General features: G+C 60.0%; 13 protein-coding genes. 7 read left to right on the top strand and 6 right to left on the bottom strand.

All coding sequences use genetic code 11. The features are described from left to right. Positions 1-279: 279 nt before the first annotated feature. Complete coding sequence (locus M2368_RS09070) at positions 280-1,797, bottom strand: MFS transporter (protein ID WP_332487976.1); 1,518 nt, start codon at positions 1,795-1,797, stop codon at positions 280-282. 134 nt (positions 1,798-1,931) lie between these two features. On the opposite strand from M2368_RS09070, the gene M2368_RS09065 reads away from it, so the two are divergent. Together M2368_RS09065 and M2368_RS09060 are read left to right on the top strand one after the other, a co-directional pair. Further along, the gene (locus M2368_RS09065) at positions 1,932-2,486 is read left to right on the top strand and encodes a TetR/AcrR family transcriptional regulator (protein ID WP_105658857.1); all 555 of its coding nucleotides are present in this window, start codon (positions 1,932-1,934) and stop codon (positions 2,484-2,486) included. 17 nt (positions 2,487-2,503) lie between these two features. Then, on the top strand, positions 2,504-3,760 hold the full coding sequence (locus M2368_RS09060; protein WP_105658856.1) for an MFS transporter: 1,257 nt from the start codon (positions 2,504-2,506) through the stop codon (positions 3,758-3,760). Here M2368_RS09060 and M2368_RS09055 read toward each other — a convergent pair. Both M2368_RS09055 and M2368_RS09050 read right to left on the bottom strand, forming a co-directional pair. Further along, positions 3,757-4,413: a trimeric intracellular cation channel family protein gene (locus tag M2368_RS09055; RefSeq protein ID WP_105658855.1), complete on the bottom strand. Its 657-nt coding sequence runs from the start codon at positions 4,411-4,413 to the stop codon at positions 3,757-3,759. The genes M2368_RS09060 and M2368_RS09055 overlap by 4 nt on opposite strands. A gap of 59 nt (positions 4,414-4,472) precedes the next feature. Further along, entirely contained in the window at positions 4,473-5,012 is a 540-nt protein-coding gene (locus M2368_RS09050) for a DUF1697 domain-containing protein (protein ID WP_332487973.1), read from the bottom strand. A 75-nt stretch (positions 5,013-5,087) separates the two neighbouring features. On the opposite strand from M2368_RS09050, the gene M2368_RS09045 reads away from it, so the two are divergent. After that, a complete protein-coding gene (locus M2368_RS09045; RefSeq protein WP_498724373.1) occupies positions 5,088-7,037 on the top strand; it encodes a S9 family peptidase in 1,950 nt (649 codons plus the stop codon). Here the strand turns inward: M2368_RS09045 and M2368_RS09040 are convergent. Beyond that, complete coding sequence (locus tag M2368_RS09040) at positions 7,034-7,444, bottom strand: RNA-binding S4 domain-containing protein (protein WP_133834871.1); 411 nt, start codon at positions 7,442-7,444, stop codon at positions 7,034-7,036. The genes M2368_RS09045 and M2368_RS09040 overlap by 4 nt on opposite strands. Before the next feature lie 43 nt (positions 7,445-7,487). After that, a complete protein-coding gene (locus M2368_RS09035) occupies positions 7,488-7,784 on the bottom strand; it encodes a hypothetical protein (protein ID WP_286172318.1) in 297 nt (98 codons plus the stop codon). A 129-nt stretch (positions 7,785-7,913) separates the two neighbouring features. On the opposite strand from M2368_RS09035, the gene M2368_RS09030 reads away from it, so the two are divergent. From M2368_RS09030 to M2368_RS09020, 3 genes are all read left to right on the top strand, one after another. Beyond that, positions 7,914-10,358 carry a Tex family protein gene (locus M2368_RS09030; protein ID WP_498724520.1) on the top strand — a complete coding sequence of 815 codons (2,445 nt, stop codon included), beginning with the start codon at positions 7,914-7,916 and terminating at the stop codon, positions 10,356-10,358. 145 nt (positions 10,359-10,503) lie between these two features. Further along, positions 10,504-11,004 (top strand): ferritin, encoded by a 501-nt coding sequence (locus M2368_RS09025; RefSeq protein ID WP_133834868.1) that lies wholly within the window; start codon positions 10,504-10,506, stop codon positions 11,002-11,004. Positions 11,005-11,104: 100 nt separating this feature from the next. After that, the gene (locus M2368_RS09020; protein WP_133834867.1) at positions 11,105-11,818 is read left to right on the top strand and encodes an SH3 domain-containing protein; all 714 of its coding nucleotides are present in this window, start codon (positions 11,105-11,107) and stop codon (positions 11,816-11,818) included. 17 nt (positions 11,819-11,835) lie between these two features. On the opposite strand, the gene M2368_RS09015 is transcribed toward M2368_RS09020, so the two are convergent. Beyond that, positions 11,836-12,501, bottom strand: a complete 666-nt coding sequence (locus M2368_RS09015) for a LuxR C-terminal-related transcriptional regulator (RefSeq protein WP_166650865.1) — start codon at positions 12,499-12,501, stop codon at positions 11,836-11,838. A 406-nt stretch (positions 12,502-12,907) separates the two neighbouring features. Between M2368_RS09015 and M2368_RS09010 the strand changes: the two genes are divergently transcribed. Then, positions 12,908-15,102, top strand: a 2,195-nt coding sequence (locus tag M2368_RS09010) for a choice-of-anchor G family protein (protein ID WP_498724372.1), incomplete at its 3' end; no start/stop codon positions are given.

The following is a 15,102-nucleotide window of genomic DNA, read 5'->3' as shown; positions in this document are numbered from 1 at the left end:
TTTCAGACGTTTCTCGCCGGTTTAGTTGGCGAGCTTGGTTGTAATCTGCGCATCCTCCGAATTCCAGGATGGAGAACGGATAATGCGAAGCAGCCAAGTCATTCACTTCACGTCTAGAAGGGGGCTCGCGTCAACCGAGGTGGTACGACATTCACAAACTTCTAACGGGTACTTCGCGAATTACTTTGGAACTACATTGCCTAGCCTACGTGTTTGGTGACGACAAATGAATAACTTTGAACCAATTAATCAGAAATTTGGTTAAGCGGTGAGCCGAGTTCACCGAAATGCCGGTTTGATGACGCGGAATACGACCACGGCAGCGATCAGGGACAACGCCGCGGCGATGCCGGATGTCAGCAGGACTCCGTGGTCGAAGGCCATGGCTGCGGAGCCCAGCAGAGCTTGCGCATCGGCGGCGCTCAAATCGGCGGCGACCTGGTGCGCTCCGCCCAAGGTCTCGCCGGCAGTTTGCAGCTGGGCATCGGTCAGCGAGCTGGGCGCGAGCAACCGCGAGGTGTAGACCGTATTCAGGATGGTACCGAGCACTGCAATGCCCAGTACCGAGCCCACTTCGTAGGCGGTTTCCGAGATCGCCGATGCCGCGCCGGCCTTGGAAGCGGGTACTGCGGAGAGCACCATGTCATTGGACAAGGTCTCGGTCATGCCGATTCCCGTACCGAGGACAGCAAACGCGGTCATGAGCAGGAAGGAATTGGATCCCTCCCCGGCCAGGATCACCAGCAGGTAGGCGACCGCGGAGAGGATCAGGCCGATGGCCATGATGTTCGGCGTGCCGAAACGGCGCGAGAGCGCCACCGAGAGCAATCCGAAGCCCATGGTCAGCACCAGGCCCGGGGTCATCCACAGTCCCGCCACCAGCGGGGAGAACCCTGCAATGAGCTGCAGATGCTGGGAGACGAAGTAGATGAAGCCCACCAGCGAGAAGATGCCGATCAGGTTGACCATCAACGCGCCAGAGAACAGTGCGTTGCTGAACAAGCGGACATCGAGCATCGGCTGTTCGGCCTTGAGCTGCCGGCGTACGAAAGCCGCACCGCAGACAATGGCCAGGACGATGGCCGCGGCCGAGAAGTACCACGGGGCAGTTACCGCAGTCTTGATGGCGTAGACAAAAGGCAGGAGGGTGAAGACCACCAGCAGGATCGAGAACGGATCCACGCGGCCCGGGTTCGGGTCCTTGGATTCGGGAACAAGGATCATGCCGCCGATCAGCAGGGGCAGGAGCATTGGCACGGCCATCAGGAAGACCGAGCCCCACCAGAAGTGCTCGAGCAGCACGCCGCCGACAATGGGGCCAAGCACAGCACCGCCGGAGAAGGCCGCCGCCCACACCGCAATGGCGGTCCGGCGTTCGGTATCATCCGGGAAGATATTGCGGATCAAGGACAACGTGGCCGGCATGAGCATTGCGCCGAAGACGCCAAGCAGGGCACGGGCGGCCACCAGCTGGGTGGCATCCGTGGCGAAAGCGGCGAGGGCGGAAACCAGCGCGAAGCCGGTCGCGCCGATCAGCAGCAGCTTGCGCCGGCCGATGCGGTCACCCAGTGAACCCATGGGGACCAGCAGCCCGGCCAGGATCAGCGGGTAGATGTCGATAATCCACAGCAGCTGGTTCCCCGAGGGGGACAGGGCTCCGGTGATTGCCGGGACCGCGAAGGAAAGCACGGTGTTGTCGACGGAAATGAGCAGGACAGGGAACAGCAGGACCACCAGTGCCGCCCAACGGCGCGGCTTGCTGAGCACTGTAACGCGTTCGGAGATATTCGAGGTCATGACGTTCGCCCTTGGATAGGTAGTGGAATGCGCGGGGATTTGCCCGCAATTGTTAACTGTACCGTCTAGACGGTATAGTTACAATTGTTGGTAAAGTCAGATCGATCACGAACTACACCTTGGAACGGAGAACTATGGCTCGCCCACCTGCTGCCCGCGGCAAAGTGCTTGACGCCTATATCGCGCTCTTGTGCGAAGAGGGGGAGCGGGCAGCCACGCTGGATGCCACGGCCGCACGCGCCGGAGTCTCCAAGGGCGGGCTGCTCTACCACTTCGCCTCCAAGGATGCGCTGGCGGACGCGGTCATCGAGGCCGCGGAGGAACATGTTGCCCGTGATGTCGAGGGGATGCGCACCTCAGCGGAAGGGGCGTCCGTTTATTACGTGCGCACCAGCGCGGAAGTCGATACCGAATTGGATCGGCACCTGGTGGCCCTGCAACGCCTGGCCCAGGCCGGGGTCAAAGCCGCGACGGAAAAAATCGAGAGCACCAATGAGCGCTGGTACCGGTGCATCCTGGATGAAGTCGGCAGCAAGGACATCGCGCATTTGGTGATGCTTGCCGGCGAGGGGCTCTACGCGAACCTGGCACTGCCAGGGACTTGGTACGAGCGCAATTTTGATGGCGAGCTCAATCGCTTACTAGAGTTGGTCTCGAGAATAAAAAAGTTGGGAAACCTCAACGAATAGCGAGCAGGTAGAAATCAATGAAGAACAAGAGCGTTGCTTCTCCAATCAGAGGACGAGTTGGAGCGTTGCTTGGCATCCTGCTGCTGGCACTGTCCCTGCGCGCCGCAGTGGTGTCAGTATCCCCATTGCTCTCCCGCATTGAAGCGGATATCGCGTTCACCGAGTTCACCACCGGCCTGCTGGCAATGCTCGCGCCCATTGCTTTCGCAGTCTTCGGACTGCTCACTCCGCGGCTGATCAAGGCTTTCGGCCTGGAAAAAACCCTGATGATCTCGCTGGGCCTAGCTGTCATCGGCCAGGTAGCGCGGATCTTCATGCCCGAGGTCTATTCCTTCCTCGCCCTGTCCATCATCACCTTGGCTGGCTACGGCATGGGCAATGTGGTGCTGCCGCCGTTGGTCAAGAAGTACTTCCCTGACCGTATCGGCATGGTCACCAGCGGCTATGTCACGATGCTGGCCATCGGCACCTGGATGGCCCCTCAGTTCTCTGTTCCACTGGCCAATCTCAGCGACTGGAAGATCTCCATTGGTTCCTGGGCCGCCCTGTCGGGCATCGTGCTGGTGCCATGGCTGGTGCAGCTGCTTGCCGACCGCGGGACACAGCGCCCGGATAATCCCGTCCACGCCAGCGGGCATCCGCAACCTATCGCCAAGATCAACCCCTGGAAGTCCAAAGTGGCTTGGGGCCTGGCAATTTTCCTGGCCGGCAACTCGGCGCAGACCTACGTCTACTTCACCTGGCTTCCGCCCTACCTGCAGAACCGCGGCCTCGACGAAATGGCAGCTGGCAACATGCTGGCGCTCTTCGCGATCCTCGGCCTGCCGGTCAGCCTGCTGGTTCCGCTCTGGGTGCCTCGGCTGAAGCACCCGATCATTGCAGTCCTGGTCTTCACCTCGTGCTGGATTGCCGGGCACCTTGGCATCTACCTGTCGCCAACGCAGAACACTGCGTTGTGGATCTGCCTGGCCGGCCTCGGGCAGGGCACCTTCGCGATTGCGCTGCTGATGATGAACCTGCGCTCGCGCACAACCTACGGTTCAGGCGTGCTTTCGGGCTTCGCCCAGGGCCTTGGCTATGCCGGTGCCGCGGTGGTTCCCATGCTCTTCGGCGTGGTGCAGAAAGCCACCGATTCATGGGGTGCGGCCTTCTCGATGCTCGGCGGCTGCGTCATCGTGATGCTGGTCGGCGCGATCATCATCAACCCGCCGCGCACCATCGAAGATGATTCTCCAGGCACCGAGGACCTGGGCAAGCTCGAGCGCATCGACTAGAAGTGGCGCTGCGGACCCTCGCTGGACGGTGGCGTGGGGCGGGAGCGATGCCAATGGCCCGCGGCCAACGGGACCGACCAGCCGAAGCGGATGGAAGCCACGCGGATGGCAAAAGCCAAGGCGGCAATGCCGGCGCCCACCGGAACGTTCATCAGCCCCAGATGCCAGGCCACGGCGGTGAGCGCGGCACCCACCATGGCGGCCAACGCGTAGATATCGCGCGGGTTGAACAAATCAGGGGTGACGTTGGAAATGACATCGCGCATCAAGCCGCCGCCTACGCTGGTGATGACACCAAGCAGGACCGCGGTGACCGGATTGAAGTCGTGTTCCAGGGCCTTGAGCGTACCGGTGACGCAGAACAGGCCCAGGCCTGCCGCGTCGAATAGCTGGACCAGGCGGTGCAGCTTCTGCACCGCGGGGGTAAACGCGTAGACGCACAGCGCCGCGAGCACCGGAGGCACAAAGTAGACCGGATGCGCGAAAGTCGCCGGGGACTGATTGAGAATCAAATCCCGCACCACTCCGCCGCCCAGACCGCAGACCCCGCCGAGGAAGGCCGAACCGAGCAGATCGAAGCCACGGCGCGCGGCCATCAATGAACCCGCGACGGCGAAGAAGAAAATGCCAATGAGCTCGATCAGGATGTACATTCCGGGCCTTTTGCAGGTCAATCAGTGGGTCAAGGCTCAATTATTGCTCACCGGCGATCTCAGCCAAGAATCTTGGCGAGCTTGACCAAGGTGTTGTGGTTACGGGTCGTCACAATGCGTTGCTTTGCCTGTGCGGCCATGAGCTTCCCGATGGGATTCGCGGTGCTTTCGCCCTTGCGGACAATCCACGCTACGGCACGGCCCTGGACCAGGTAGGCTCCTGGCTCAGCGAGTCCCTGGATAGCGGCGCCCACCGCTTGGGCATCCTCAGCCGATTCGCAGAGCGTGAAGTAGCGATGGTGTTCGCTGGCCGGATCAGGCAAGGGCAGCGGGAAGGGCTGGGACAGCTGCTGGATTTCCGCGACGGTGCAGACAAGCGTGGGAATCGGCCGCTGGTAGTGCCCGGCCAGAACCGCATTGCAGTGCTCCTGGACTTCCAACGGATCAGAACTGGATGCGCTGAGCACCGCATTGCCGCTGGCCAAAAGGGTTTTCACGTCGGTGAAACCAGCAGCGAGAAGCAGCTGGGCCAGGTCCTTCATCAGGACCTTGACCCCACCGACATTCACCCCGCGCAGGAATACGGCGTATCTAGTCATGGATCAATCCAAGCGCATCGGATTGATGCTTGTCGAGGGTCGTTATGAGTCATAAAGATCGCTAGGATCAAGAATATGCCTACGCACTTACCCTTTGGATCATGGCCATCATCGATTTCCGCGCATGACGTCGCTGCCGGAACCAAGCCGCTGGGCGGAGCCTGCTTCTTCTCGGACAAGCTCATTGTCCAGGAAGGCCGTCCTGCCGAAGGCGGGCGCATCACGCTGATGGAGTACGGCACCGACGGCACTGCCGGTGCAGAGCTCATCCAGGCACCATTCAACGTGCGCTCCCGGGTCCACGAATACGGTGGCTCCAGCTGGATGCTCATCGAGGGCGGCACCTCGGCAATTGTTTTTGCGAACTTCGCTGACCAGCGGGTTTACCGGCAAACCGTAGGGGCGCACGATGCCGCGGCCCTGACCCCCGCCAGCGGAATCGACGCAGACCCGCAGCTGCGCTTCGCCGAATTCACCCCTGGTCCAGAAGGCAGCATCCTGGCCATCATGGAAGACCTGCGGGCAGAACCAGTACGCCACATCGTGCAAATCCCCCTGGACGGCAGCGCAGCCGAGGACCCGGGCAAGATCCGCATCCTCAGCGCCCCGGCGCGATTCGTTGCAGCGCCACGGCTGAACCCCGCGGGAACCCGGCTGTCCTGGATCAGCTGGGAACATCCGAATATGCCGTGGGACTCCACCGAGCTGCACCTGGCTGACTTCACCGAAGAAGGCGTACTGGAGGACACCGTCATTGCCGGTGGAGCAGAAGTCTCGGTCATGCAGCCGGAATGGCTCGATGATGACCAGTTGGCTTTCATCTCCGATGCCAGTGGTTGGTGGAACCCCTACCTCTACCAGGACAGCTCGGCACGCACCACCCGGCTGGTTGACCGTGCCGCAGAATTCGCCGGCCCGCTCTGGCAGGTGGGCACGCGATGGTATCTGGCAGAAAGCGCCCGCACCCTGCTGTGCTCCTACGGCACCGGCACCACCAAGCTGGCACGCTTGCACGCGGACACCGGGGGATTGGAAGACCTCGCGCTGCCATTCACCGGCATCCGCCCGTTCGCGCTGCGTGACGGGTGGCTGCTCGCCGGCACGTCCTCGATGACCCAGGGCGAAGAAATTACCTTGATCAACCTCGGCACCTTGGAACACCACCCGGTGACCCGTGCGATTGCGCAGCTGCCGGATCCAGCGGCGCTTCCGGAGGTTGAAGAGTTCGAGTGCAAGAACCTCGCCGGCCAGTCCGTCCACGCGTTGCTCTACCGGCCTTCCCAGGAAGGCTACGCAGGAATGGAGGGCGAACTGCCGCCCTTCGTCACCTTCGTGCACGGCGGCCCGACCAGCCAGGCTTCCCCGACGCTCAGTGCCACGGTTGCCTATTACACCTCGCGCGGGATCGGGGTAGTCGACGTGAACTACGGCGGCTCCACCGGCTATGGCCGCGAGTACCGCAACCGCCTGCGCGGGGCCTGGGGCGTAGTCGATGTTGCCGATACCGTCGCGGTGGTCAACGCGCTGGTAGCGCAGGGCATTGCCGACCCCGCACGCATCGGCATCGAAGGCGGCAGCGCCGGCGGGTGGACCGTGCTGTGCGCGCTGACCTTCTCCAATGCCTTCACCGCGGGCATCAGCCGCTACGGTGTTTCGGATCTGGTGGGCCTGGTGCAGGACACCCACGACTTCGAATCGCAGTACATGTTCACGTTGGTCGGACCGTACCCGGAAGCTGCCGATCTGTACGAGAAGCGCGCGCCAATCAACCACGTGGCGAAGATTTCCTGCCCCGTATTGCTGTTGCAGGGGGATGAAGACAAGGTGGTGCCGCCGGCGCAGTCCCAGATCGTGGCGGACGCGCTGGCCGAACGCGGCATTGCCCATGCCTACATTCTCTTCGAAGGAGAACAGCACGGGTTCAGGAAGTCGGAGAACATCATCAAGGCGTTGGAAAGCTCATTGGCCTTCTACGCGCAGATCTTCGAATTCCAGTCGGACGTTCCTGCAATCGTGCTGTCCTAGGACAGATCAGGACCTGGATCCGGGGCCTGCCAGGAATCCCGCAAGCGATCCATTTCGCGGCGGTCCTTCTTGGTGGGCCGGCCGGCGCCGCGTTCGCGGATCGGCACCTGGGGAATGACCAGGCGTTCGCGCGGCGGGGTGTGGTCGATGTAGCATTTTGCGGCAACTGGCGCGCCGACGCGCTTGGAGATCAGCCCGCTGACTTCCAGCTCGCGGTCGAAACCGTCTTTGCGCACACGGATGCGATCACCGGAGACAACGGTTTGCGACGCCTTCACCGGATCGCCGTTCAAGCGAACATGTCCGGCACGGCAGGCAGTGGTCGCGGACGAACGAGTCTTGTAGATGCGTACTGACCACAGCCACGCATCGAGACGTACTTTGCCGCTTCTTGGAATTTCGACCATGGGAAAATTCTAGATCAGCAGGTGGCTAGTGCCGCTGAAGCTGCTAAACCGTAGCCTCGTCGCAAATCCCGATCAGGCGCTGCTGCAGCGCTTCGGGTGCTTGGTCTCCTGAATTTGCGAGCTCCTGGAGCACATCGACCAAGTCTTGCGGCAGGCCACCGCCCTGGACCGACTTCACAATGGACGAGAGGACACGAAGTTCGCTAGCGTCAATGGTGCCGTCCTGGACCGGTGCGCAGGCCTGGCGCACGATTTCCTTGGACGCTGCATCGGTCAGCTGGTTAGCCGCGTCGGCCGCGGTGTCTTCAACAAATGCGCATCCGGTGCTCAATAGCGCCATACACGAAATCGCAACGAGTGCTGTTGCCTTTCGAACTTTCTCAATCCCCATAACAATAAATCATAGCCATGGAGATTGAGTTTCTGCTGAATGCCAACCGAGTCGATCATCTGAAGATCGGATGGCATGATGCACAATGGATCGGTGACTAGCGAGCAGAAGAACACCGCAAATGACAGCGCAACGGGGCAGCAAATCATTGCCCAACTGGCCCGGGAACTCTCCGAGGAATCCGCGGTAGCCCCCTGGCAGATCAAGGCAGCGATCGAGCTCCTGGACTCCGGATCCACCGTTCCCTTTATTGCCCGTTACCGCAAAGAGGTTACCGGCATGCTCAGCGACAGCCAGCTGCGCCTGCTCGAAGAACGGTTGCGCTACCTGCGTGAATTGGAAGACCGCCGCGCAGCTGTACTGGAAGCCATCGCCGAAGCCGGCAAGCTGACCGACCAGCTTGCCGAAGCGATTCGCGCCGCCAGCACCAAGGCGGAACTCGAAGACCTGTACTTGCCATTCAAATCCAAGCGCCGCACCAAGGCCCAGATTGCCCGCGAGGCTGGCCTGGAACCCTTGGCCGATCTGCTGCTCGCGGACCCAATGACGGATCCGGTGCAGGCAGCTGCCGACTACCTGAACCCGGATGCAGGATTTGCCACCGACGCAGATGCGCTTTCCGGCGCGCGTTCCATCGTGACCGAGCGCGTATCCCAGGATGTCGTTCTCGCCGGTGAACTGCGCGAACGCCTGTGGAACACCGGCAAGATCGGTGCCAGCGTCGCCTCGGGCGCCACCGCAGAGGGCCAGGGAAAGTACTCCGATTACCTGGACTATGTGGCACCACTTGATCGCTTGCCATCACACCGGGTCCTGGCCCTGCTGCGCGGTGAACGCGAAGGCGTGCTGAATCTGCAGCTCGCTGAAGCTGATCCACGCGACGAGCGTGCCTTGGACGAAGCACGCAGCGCCTACGAGAACGCTATCGCCTCCTCCCTGGGGCTGAACGTTCCCACCGGTGCGCCGGCTGCCAAATGGATTGCGCAGACTGTGCGTTTGGCGTGGAAAGCCCGCCTGCTGACCCGCTTTGAATCAGACCTGCGCTCGCGCTTGTTCGAGGCCGCTGAAGACGAATCGGTGAAGATTTTCGCGGCGAACCTGCGCGATGTGCTGCTGGCGGCGCCGGCCGGGAACAAGGCCGTGCTGGGCTTGGACCCGGGCCTGCGCACCGGTGTGAAGGTTGCAGTGGTGGACCTGACCGGCCAATCGGTGGAAACGGCAACGATCTATCCCCATGCGCCAGCCAATAAATGGAATGAATCGATCGCGGTACTGGCCAAGCTAGCCCAGAAGCACGGCACCACGCTGATTGCGGTAGGCAATGGCACAGCGGGGCGCGAAACAGACCGACTAGCTGCCGAGGTCATCAAGGTGCTTGGCGGCGAGGGCGTCAGCAAGGTCATCGTCTCGGAAGCCGGCGCTTCGGTCTACTCGGCCTCCGAGCTGGCAAGCCAGGAATTGCCGGATATGGATGTGTCGCTGCGCGGCGCGGTATCGATCGCCCGCCGCTTGCAGGACCCGCTGGCCGAGCTGGTGAAGATCGATCCGAAGTCCATCGGCGTGGGCCAATACCAGCACGATGTCACTGCCTCGAAGCTGGACCGCGCGCTGGATGCGGTGGTCGAGGACTGCGTGAATGCCGTAGGCGTCGATGTGAATACCGCATCCCCTGCCTTGCTGGCCCGAGTAGCCGGCGTGGGGCCGCTGCTGAGCCGCAATATCGTGGATCACCGTAACGCCAACGGCCCTTTCGCTACCCGCAAGGATCTGCTGAAGGTACCGCGTCTGGGAGCCAAGGCCTTTGAACAGTGCGCGGGCTTCTTGCGCATTACCGGTGGCAAGGAGAAACTCGATGCTTCCTCGGTGCACCCCGAAGCTTATGTCCTGGCCAAGACCCTGCAGAGCAGCGCTGAGGCGCAGGGCCGCCGGCTTGAAGAGCTGAACCCGCAGGACTTCGCCACGGACCAGTTTGGCGAGCCAACCATTCGTGACGTGATTGCCGAGTTGCGCCGTCCTGCCCGCGACCCCCGTGGCGAGTTCGTGACGGCCACGCTCAAGGAAGGCGTCGAGACCATCAAGGACGTCAAGCCGGGGATGGTCATGGAAGGCACCGTCTCCAACGTTGCGGCCTTCGGTGCGTTCGTGGACCTGGGCGTCCACCAGGACGGCCTGATCCACGTCTCGGCCATGAGCAGCAAGTTCATTTCGGATCCTCGCGAAGTGGTCAGCTCCGGCCAGATTGTCAAGGTCAAGGTGCTGGAAGTGGATACCGTGCGCAAGCGCATTTCGCTGACTCTGCGACTGGATGACGAACTGCCTGCTGCTGGCGCGGAGGCCAGGAATTCCGGGCCAGGCGAACGCAAGGGACCGGGAGCTGGCCGTTCGGCGCGCCCGGGCCAGAACCGCACTGGGCAGAGCCGCACTGGGCAGAACCGCAAAGCCGAGCCCGCGCAGGGCAAACCGGCTGCACCGGGCAACACCGCGATGGCCGAGGCGCTGCGCAGAGCAGGACTGGGCAAGTAGGTTAGCATCGTATCGGCATGCCTAAGTTAGGTTAGTATCGGCTACATTAACTCGATCCCAACTTGGGATGATTCCCTAATTCAGGTTTGACTAAGTGAGTCCGAACTTCGGTGACAAGGTGGCAAAACAGGTTTAGTCTGATGACATGGAACTTACAGGAAAACTGGCAGAAGCCTTCAGCACCCAGGTAACTCTCGAACTAACCGCAGCAACGGTTTACCGTCAGCTGGCAGTTGAAATGGACGTATTGAGCCTTCCCGGCATTGCTGGCTGGTTCCGTGCCCAGGCCGGCGAGGAAATCGTGCACGCGGAAAAGTTCATGACCCACATGACCGACCGCTCGGCCCACCCGAAGATTGGCGAGCAGCCTGCCCCGACTGTGAATGTGAACAGCGTTGCAGATGCCTTCGCGGCTTCCTTGGCTCACGAGCAGAAGGTCTCCGGAGCGATTCGCGAGCTGTACCGTTTGGCACAGACCGAGGGCGACATCGACTCCCTGCCGCTGCTGCACTGGTTCATCGATGAGCAGGTTGAAGAGGAAGCCACCGTTGGTGAAATCCTGGATCGGGTCAGGATGATCGGCAACGATGGAAGCGGCCTGCTGCGACTGGATGCAGAGCTCGGCTCGCGTTCTTCCGCATCCTAGGAGGCGGCGAAGCACGCATCTTCTAAAAATGGAATAAACTTAGGGAAGCAACCGGTGGTTGCTTCCCTAAGTTTTTTCATTTGAGGTGGTTGTGAACCAGGTGGGCTATCCACATCAGTCGGCTCGGACGTCGTCCATTGCCAATACCCACCGGACGACTGCCTCGCTCAAGCTGCGCAAGGGCGCCGGCCGCCACTACGTAGTGCAGAGCCATTTGGAGCACGGCACAGAGCTGGTCCTGATTGAGGTCAACGGCTCGTGGGCGCATGTTCTCGTGCACCAGATCTACGGTTGGCTGCCGAATATCTATCTTGAAGCGATCCCGGCGGTCTTTGACGAGCCGGTAGTTGCCGAAGACGATGACGAGCTGGCCGAGCCAGTTCTTTCACGCTATTCATTGATCGAAGCCACCCATGCGACGACGGCAACGTTGAATCTGCGCAAGGGCAGCGGCACTGGGTATCCGGTGCTCAAGGTCATTGACCAGGGGTCCAAGGTCCGCTCGATGCTCCAGCAGGGATTGTGGTCCCAGGTGCAGTGCGGCAAATTGCTGGGCTGGGTTCCCAGCATGTACCTGCAGGAGATTCCCTCCCGTCCAGCCAAGGGCGGGCTGATCGCCGTCCCCAACCAGCGGGCACTGACCACCATCGGACTGAACGCGAGACGCGGTCCTGGCGACCATTACTCGCTGGTGCGGATTCTTCCGGCCGACACGGCCGTGGTCATCGTTGCGCGCCAGGGCGCGTGGCGGCAGATTGACCGTGACGGCGAAGAAATGTGGATCCCTGCCAGTCAGCTTCGCACGGTGTACTGACCAGATTCGATTCTGTTTCAGGCGATCTGCAGATCTGCAGACGAAACCAATCCGGATTCTGTCGCCACTACTGCCAGCTGCACACGATTGGTGACGCTCAGTTCCTCCATGATGCGCGCCAAGTGGAGCTTCACCGAGCCTTCGGAGATGTGTGCGATACGGGCGATCTGAGAATTGGTGAGCCCGGCCGCGACCAGGCGCACCAGGCTCCGATCGCGGTCGCTGAGCTTGCGCACGACGGATTGCTGGCCTGAGCGGCGCACGATTTTCGCGGTCGATTCCCAGCCGTCCGACGGCTGGGCAAAAAGTTGGTAGCCTGCAGCGAGCATGCGCAGTGCGCTGGGCAGTTCCGCGCTGATGGAGCTTTTCGAGATCAGCCCCGAGCTGCCAGCATCGTAGGCCTTGGCGATATCGTCCCGCTGGTATCGGGTAGCCAACACCACGATCTTGGTATTTGGTGCACTCTCGGAGATTTCGCGGATCGAGGAGAACAGATCCGTCCCATTCAGCGACGATTCCAGGATGACGAGGTCCGGCTCCAGCTCGGCTGCAGCTTGAACGGCCTCGGACATGCAATCCGAAACATGCTCGATCACCATGTCGCTGGCCTCGGCTAAGACGCCAGCAATCCCGGCCCGTGAGAAATGGTCACTATCAGCCAGATGAATACGGATATGAGACATACAAGAATCCTCCATCACTACGAACTGGAATTGTCCTGGCCAATCCTTCCTAACCCGTTCTGAGGCGGGGAAAGCTAGCAGGTGATTCACAGTCTATGGCCAACTAGTCAAATCCCTTGGCTTGACAGATAGCATTGCAAGGTTGTTGTCATATTGTTACATCACTGTTTGGGTAAATTTTCATGTCAGTGGTTGTAAGTGCATTATTTCCTCAAATGGCAGGAAGTTAAATTACTGTTCAGTATTACCTGCTGGCCATCGAATCTGACCGTGTGGCCAAGAAGTTTGACCTGAGTATGCAAAGAAATGGCTGAAAGAAACCTGTGAGTCGGGGTTCGTCCAGCATAGGGTCAAATAGGAGCTCTTTGGGGTTCCCTAGATCACAACCAACTTTTGGAGGATAGTGGTGCAAGCAAATAATTTGCCACCTAAGAATGGCAAGAAACCGCGTGCCGCACGCCGCGTTCTTGCAGGGGCAGTCGTTGCCAGCCTATTCGTGGCTCCTACCGTAACTGCCGCATACGCGGCACCTGCTGACGGCTCTGAAGCCCTGGGTCGCGTACTGGATCTGAACTTGCTGGACATTCCTGTTGCTGACGCTGGTTTTGCCTATGCTGGCAATCCAAGCGCGCCGGGCCCAGTTCATAATCCACTAAACGTTGAAGCTTTGGGTGCTCTGAACCTCAACTTGGGTACAGGACTCAGCAACGTGCCATTGATCAACGGTGACGGCACTGGACTTCTGACCTTGGGTGAAGCTGGAGTTCTTAGCTCGTACGCCGAAACCCCGAGTGTGACTAGCGCGAAGGCGGGAGCAGGCGCAGTCAGTGCTGATGGAACCATCGGTCTCGACGGCACTAACTCGGGCGATATGACTGCGAACGTCGACTTGACCCGATTGCTTGGTCAACTCGGTGTAGACGGATTGACCGACCAGATTGTCGACGAAGCATCGTTGGAGATCGGCGCGTTGGGCTCAACCGCTGACAAGACCGACGGCACCTTGGATACGCAATACCTAGTCGCAGGCGCGTCTGCCACCGTTAGCAGCCCTGCAGTCGAGGGCTTGACTAGCGCGCTAGGCGCCGTTGTCGATGATCTTGGTACGACACTCAACACTGGTTTGTCGACTGAAGGTGTACTGGGCACCATTACTTCTGGCCTTGAAGCAATTGATATCGATCTGCGCCCTCTCGCGCGTATCGGTGTCACAGATTCAACGGTTGCCCTTAATGGTATTGACGCGGCTTTGTCGCAAGTCAAGAACGACGTACTGACTGGCGTCGTCACTTCTGATACTGGGCTGGTAACCATTGATCTCGGGTCAGGCGACATTAGCGTTGACCTTTCAAAGATCACTACTGGCGGACTCAATGGTAAGCCTGCAAATTATGAAGTGCTAAGCACCACGGCAGTTCAGGAAATTGCAGATGAGATCACTCTTGCACTTTCGAATTTAGTAACGGATCTTCGCGACAGTATGGTTGCGGCGCTTGACCAAATCGACATCGTGGTAAATCTTGGCCTAGAAGCGCGTTTGCTACTTCCCCTGGCATCAGGTACCGCAACCGTAGAAGGAAGCGTTGCTAGCTTCTTGGGATTAGTTGAAGACCAGCCGACGACGAACGTCGATCTGACTCTGGCGGGACTCGACCTCGGAGCCCTTATTACTCCTTTGGCCACTGGTGTAGTGGATGTCGTGGGCAGTGCCTTGGGTACCTTGGTCAATCCGGTAATTGACGGACTGCCTGGCGTCATCACCGGAATCGTCAATGGCGTAACGGATCCTCTGGAACCAGTAGTTGAAGGGGTTCTCAACGAGATCGTTGAGATCACCGTCAATGAGCAGGGAACCACTGTAATCGACGATCCGGATAGCGAGCAGGATTCTACGGAGGCTGGCGACTACGTTGCTGCGCTTTCGGTGACGCTGCTGCCTGCAATGGGTGATAGTGCAAACAAGATCTCGTTTGCACGTTCCGAAGTACGAGCTGCGGATGAAGCATCAGTCATCATCACTTCCCCGGAAAATGGTGCACAGATTCCGGAAGGCGAAGTCGTTACCGTTGAAGGTTCTGCTCAACCAGGCAAGACCATCACCGTAACGCTAGATGATTTGACCGAGGAAGCCATCGTTGGCGAAGACGGGACTTGGACCGTCGAGTTTGAAGGCGTGACTCCCGGTGAAAAGACTGCAGTAGCGACTGACGGCGACGATGATGCGAATTCTACGGACGAAGTCACTTTCGAAGTAGTTGCCGCAGCGGTTGATGCTGACGCTACCGATGCTGATGCAGTTGATGCTGACGCTACCGATGCAGTTGATGCTGACGCTACCGATGCAGTTGATGCTGACGCTACCGATGCAGTTGATGCTGACGCTACCGATGCAGTTGATGCTGACGCTACCGATGCAGTTGATGCTGACGCTACCGATGCAGTTGATGCTGACGCTACCGATGCAGTTGTTGCTGACGCTACCTATGCAGTTTATGCTGACGCTACCGATGCAGTTGATGCTGACGCTACCGTTGCAGTTGATGCTGACGATACCGATGCAGTTGATGCTGACGCTACCGATGCAGTTGATGCTGACGCTAC

It is taken from the genome of Arthrobacter sp. JUb119 (assembly GCF_024807995.1).
Taxonomy (GTDB): domain Bacteria; phylum Actinomycetota; class Actinomycetes; order Actinomycetales; family Micrococcaceae; genus Glutamicibacter.
This window is presented reverse-complemented; position numbering and strand designations above follow the sequence as displayed.

Bases quoted from the DNA above. Each gene is read 5' to 3' on its own strand.
- M2368_RS09025 (WP_133834868.1), top strand. From the start codon at position 10,504: ATGGAACTTACAGGAAAACTGGCAGAAGCCTTCAGCACCCAGGTAACT.
- M2368_RS09035 (WP_286172318.1), bottom strand. From the start codon at position 7,784: ATGGCGCTATTGAGCACCGGATGCGCATTTGTTGAAGACACCGCGGCC.
- M2368_RS09065 (WP_105658857.1), top strand. From the start codon at position 1,932: ATGGCTCGCCCACCTGCTGCCCGCGGCAAAGTGCTTGACGCCTATATC.
- M2368_RS09045 (WP_498724373.1), top strand. From the start codon at position 5,088: ATGCCTACGCACTTACCCTTTGGATCATGGCCATCATCGATTTCCGCG.
- M2368_RS09070 (WP_332487976.1), bottom strand. From the start codon at position 1,797: ATGACCTCGAATATCTCCGAACGCGTTACAGTGCTCAGCAAGCCGCGC.
- M2368_RS09060 (WP_105658856.1), top strand. From the start codon at position 2,504: ATGAAGAACAAGAGCGTTGCTTCTCCAATCAGAGGACGAGTTGGAGCG.
- M2368_RS09015 (WP_166650865.1), bottom strand. From the start codon at position 12,501: ATGTCTCATATCCGTATTCATCTGGCTGATAGTGACCATTTCTCACGG.
- M2368_RS09055 (WP_105658855.1), bottom strand. From the start codon at position 4,413: ATGTACATCCTGATCGAGCTCATTGGCATTTTCTTCTTCGCCGTCGCG.
- M2368_RS09040 (WP_133834871.1), bottom strand. From the start codon at position 7,444: ATGGTCGAAATTCCAAGAAGCGGCAAAGTACGTCTCGATGCGTGGCTG.
- M2368_RS09050 (WP_332487973.1), bottom strand. From the start codon at position 5,012: ATGACTAGATACGCCGTATTCCTGCGCGGGGTGAATGTCGGTGGGGTC.
- M2368_RS09030 (WP_498724520.1), top strand. From the start codon at position 7,914: ATGCACAATGGATCGGTGACTAGCGAGCAGAAGAACACCGCAAATGAC.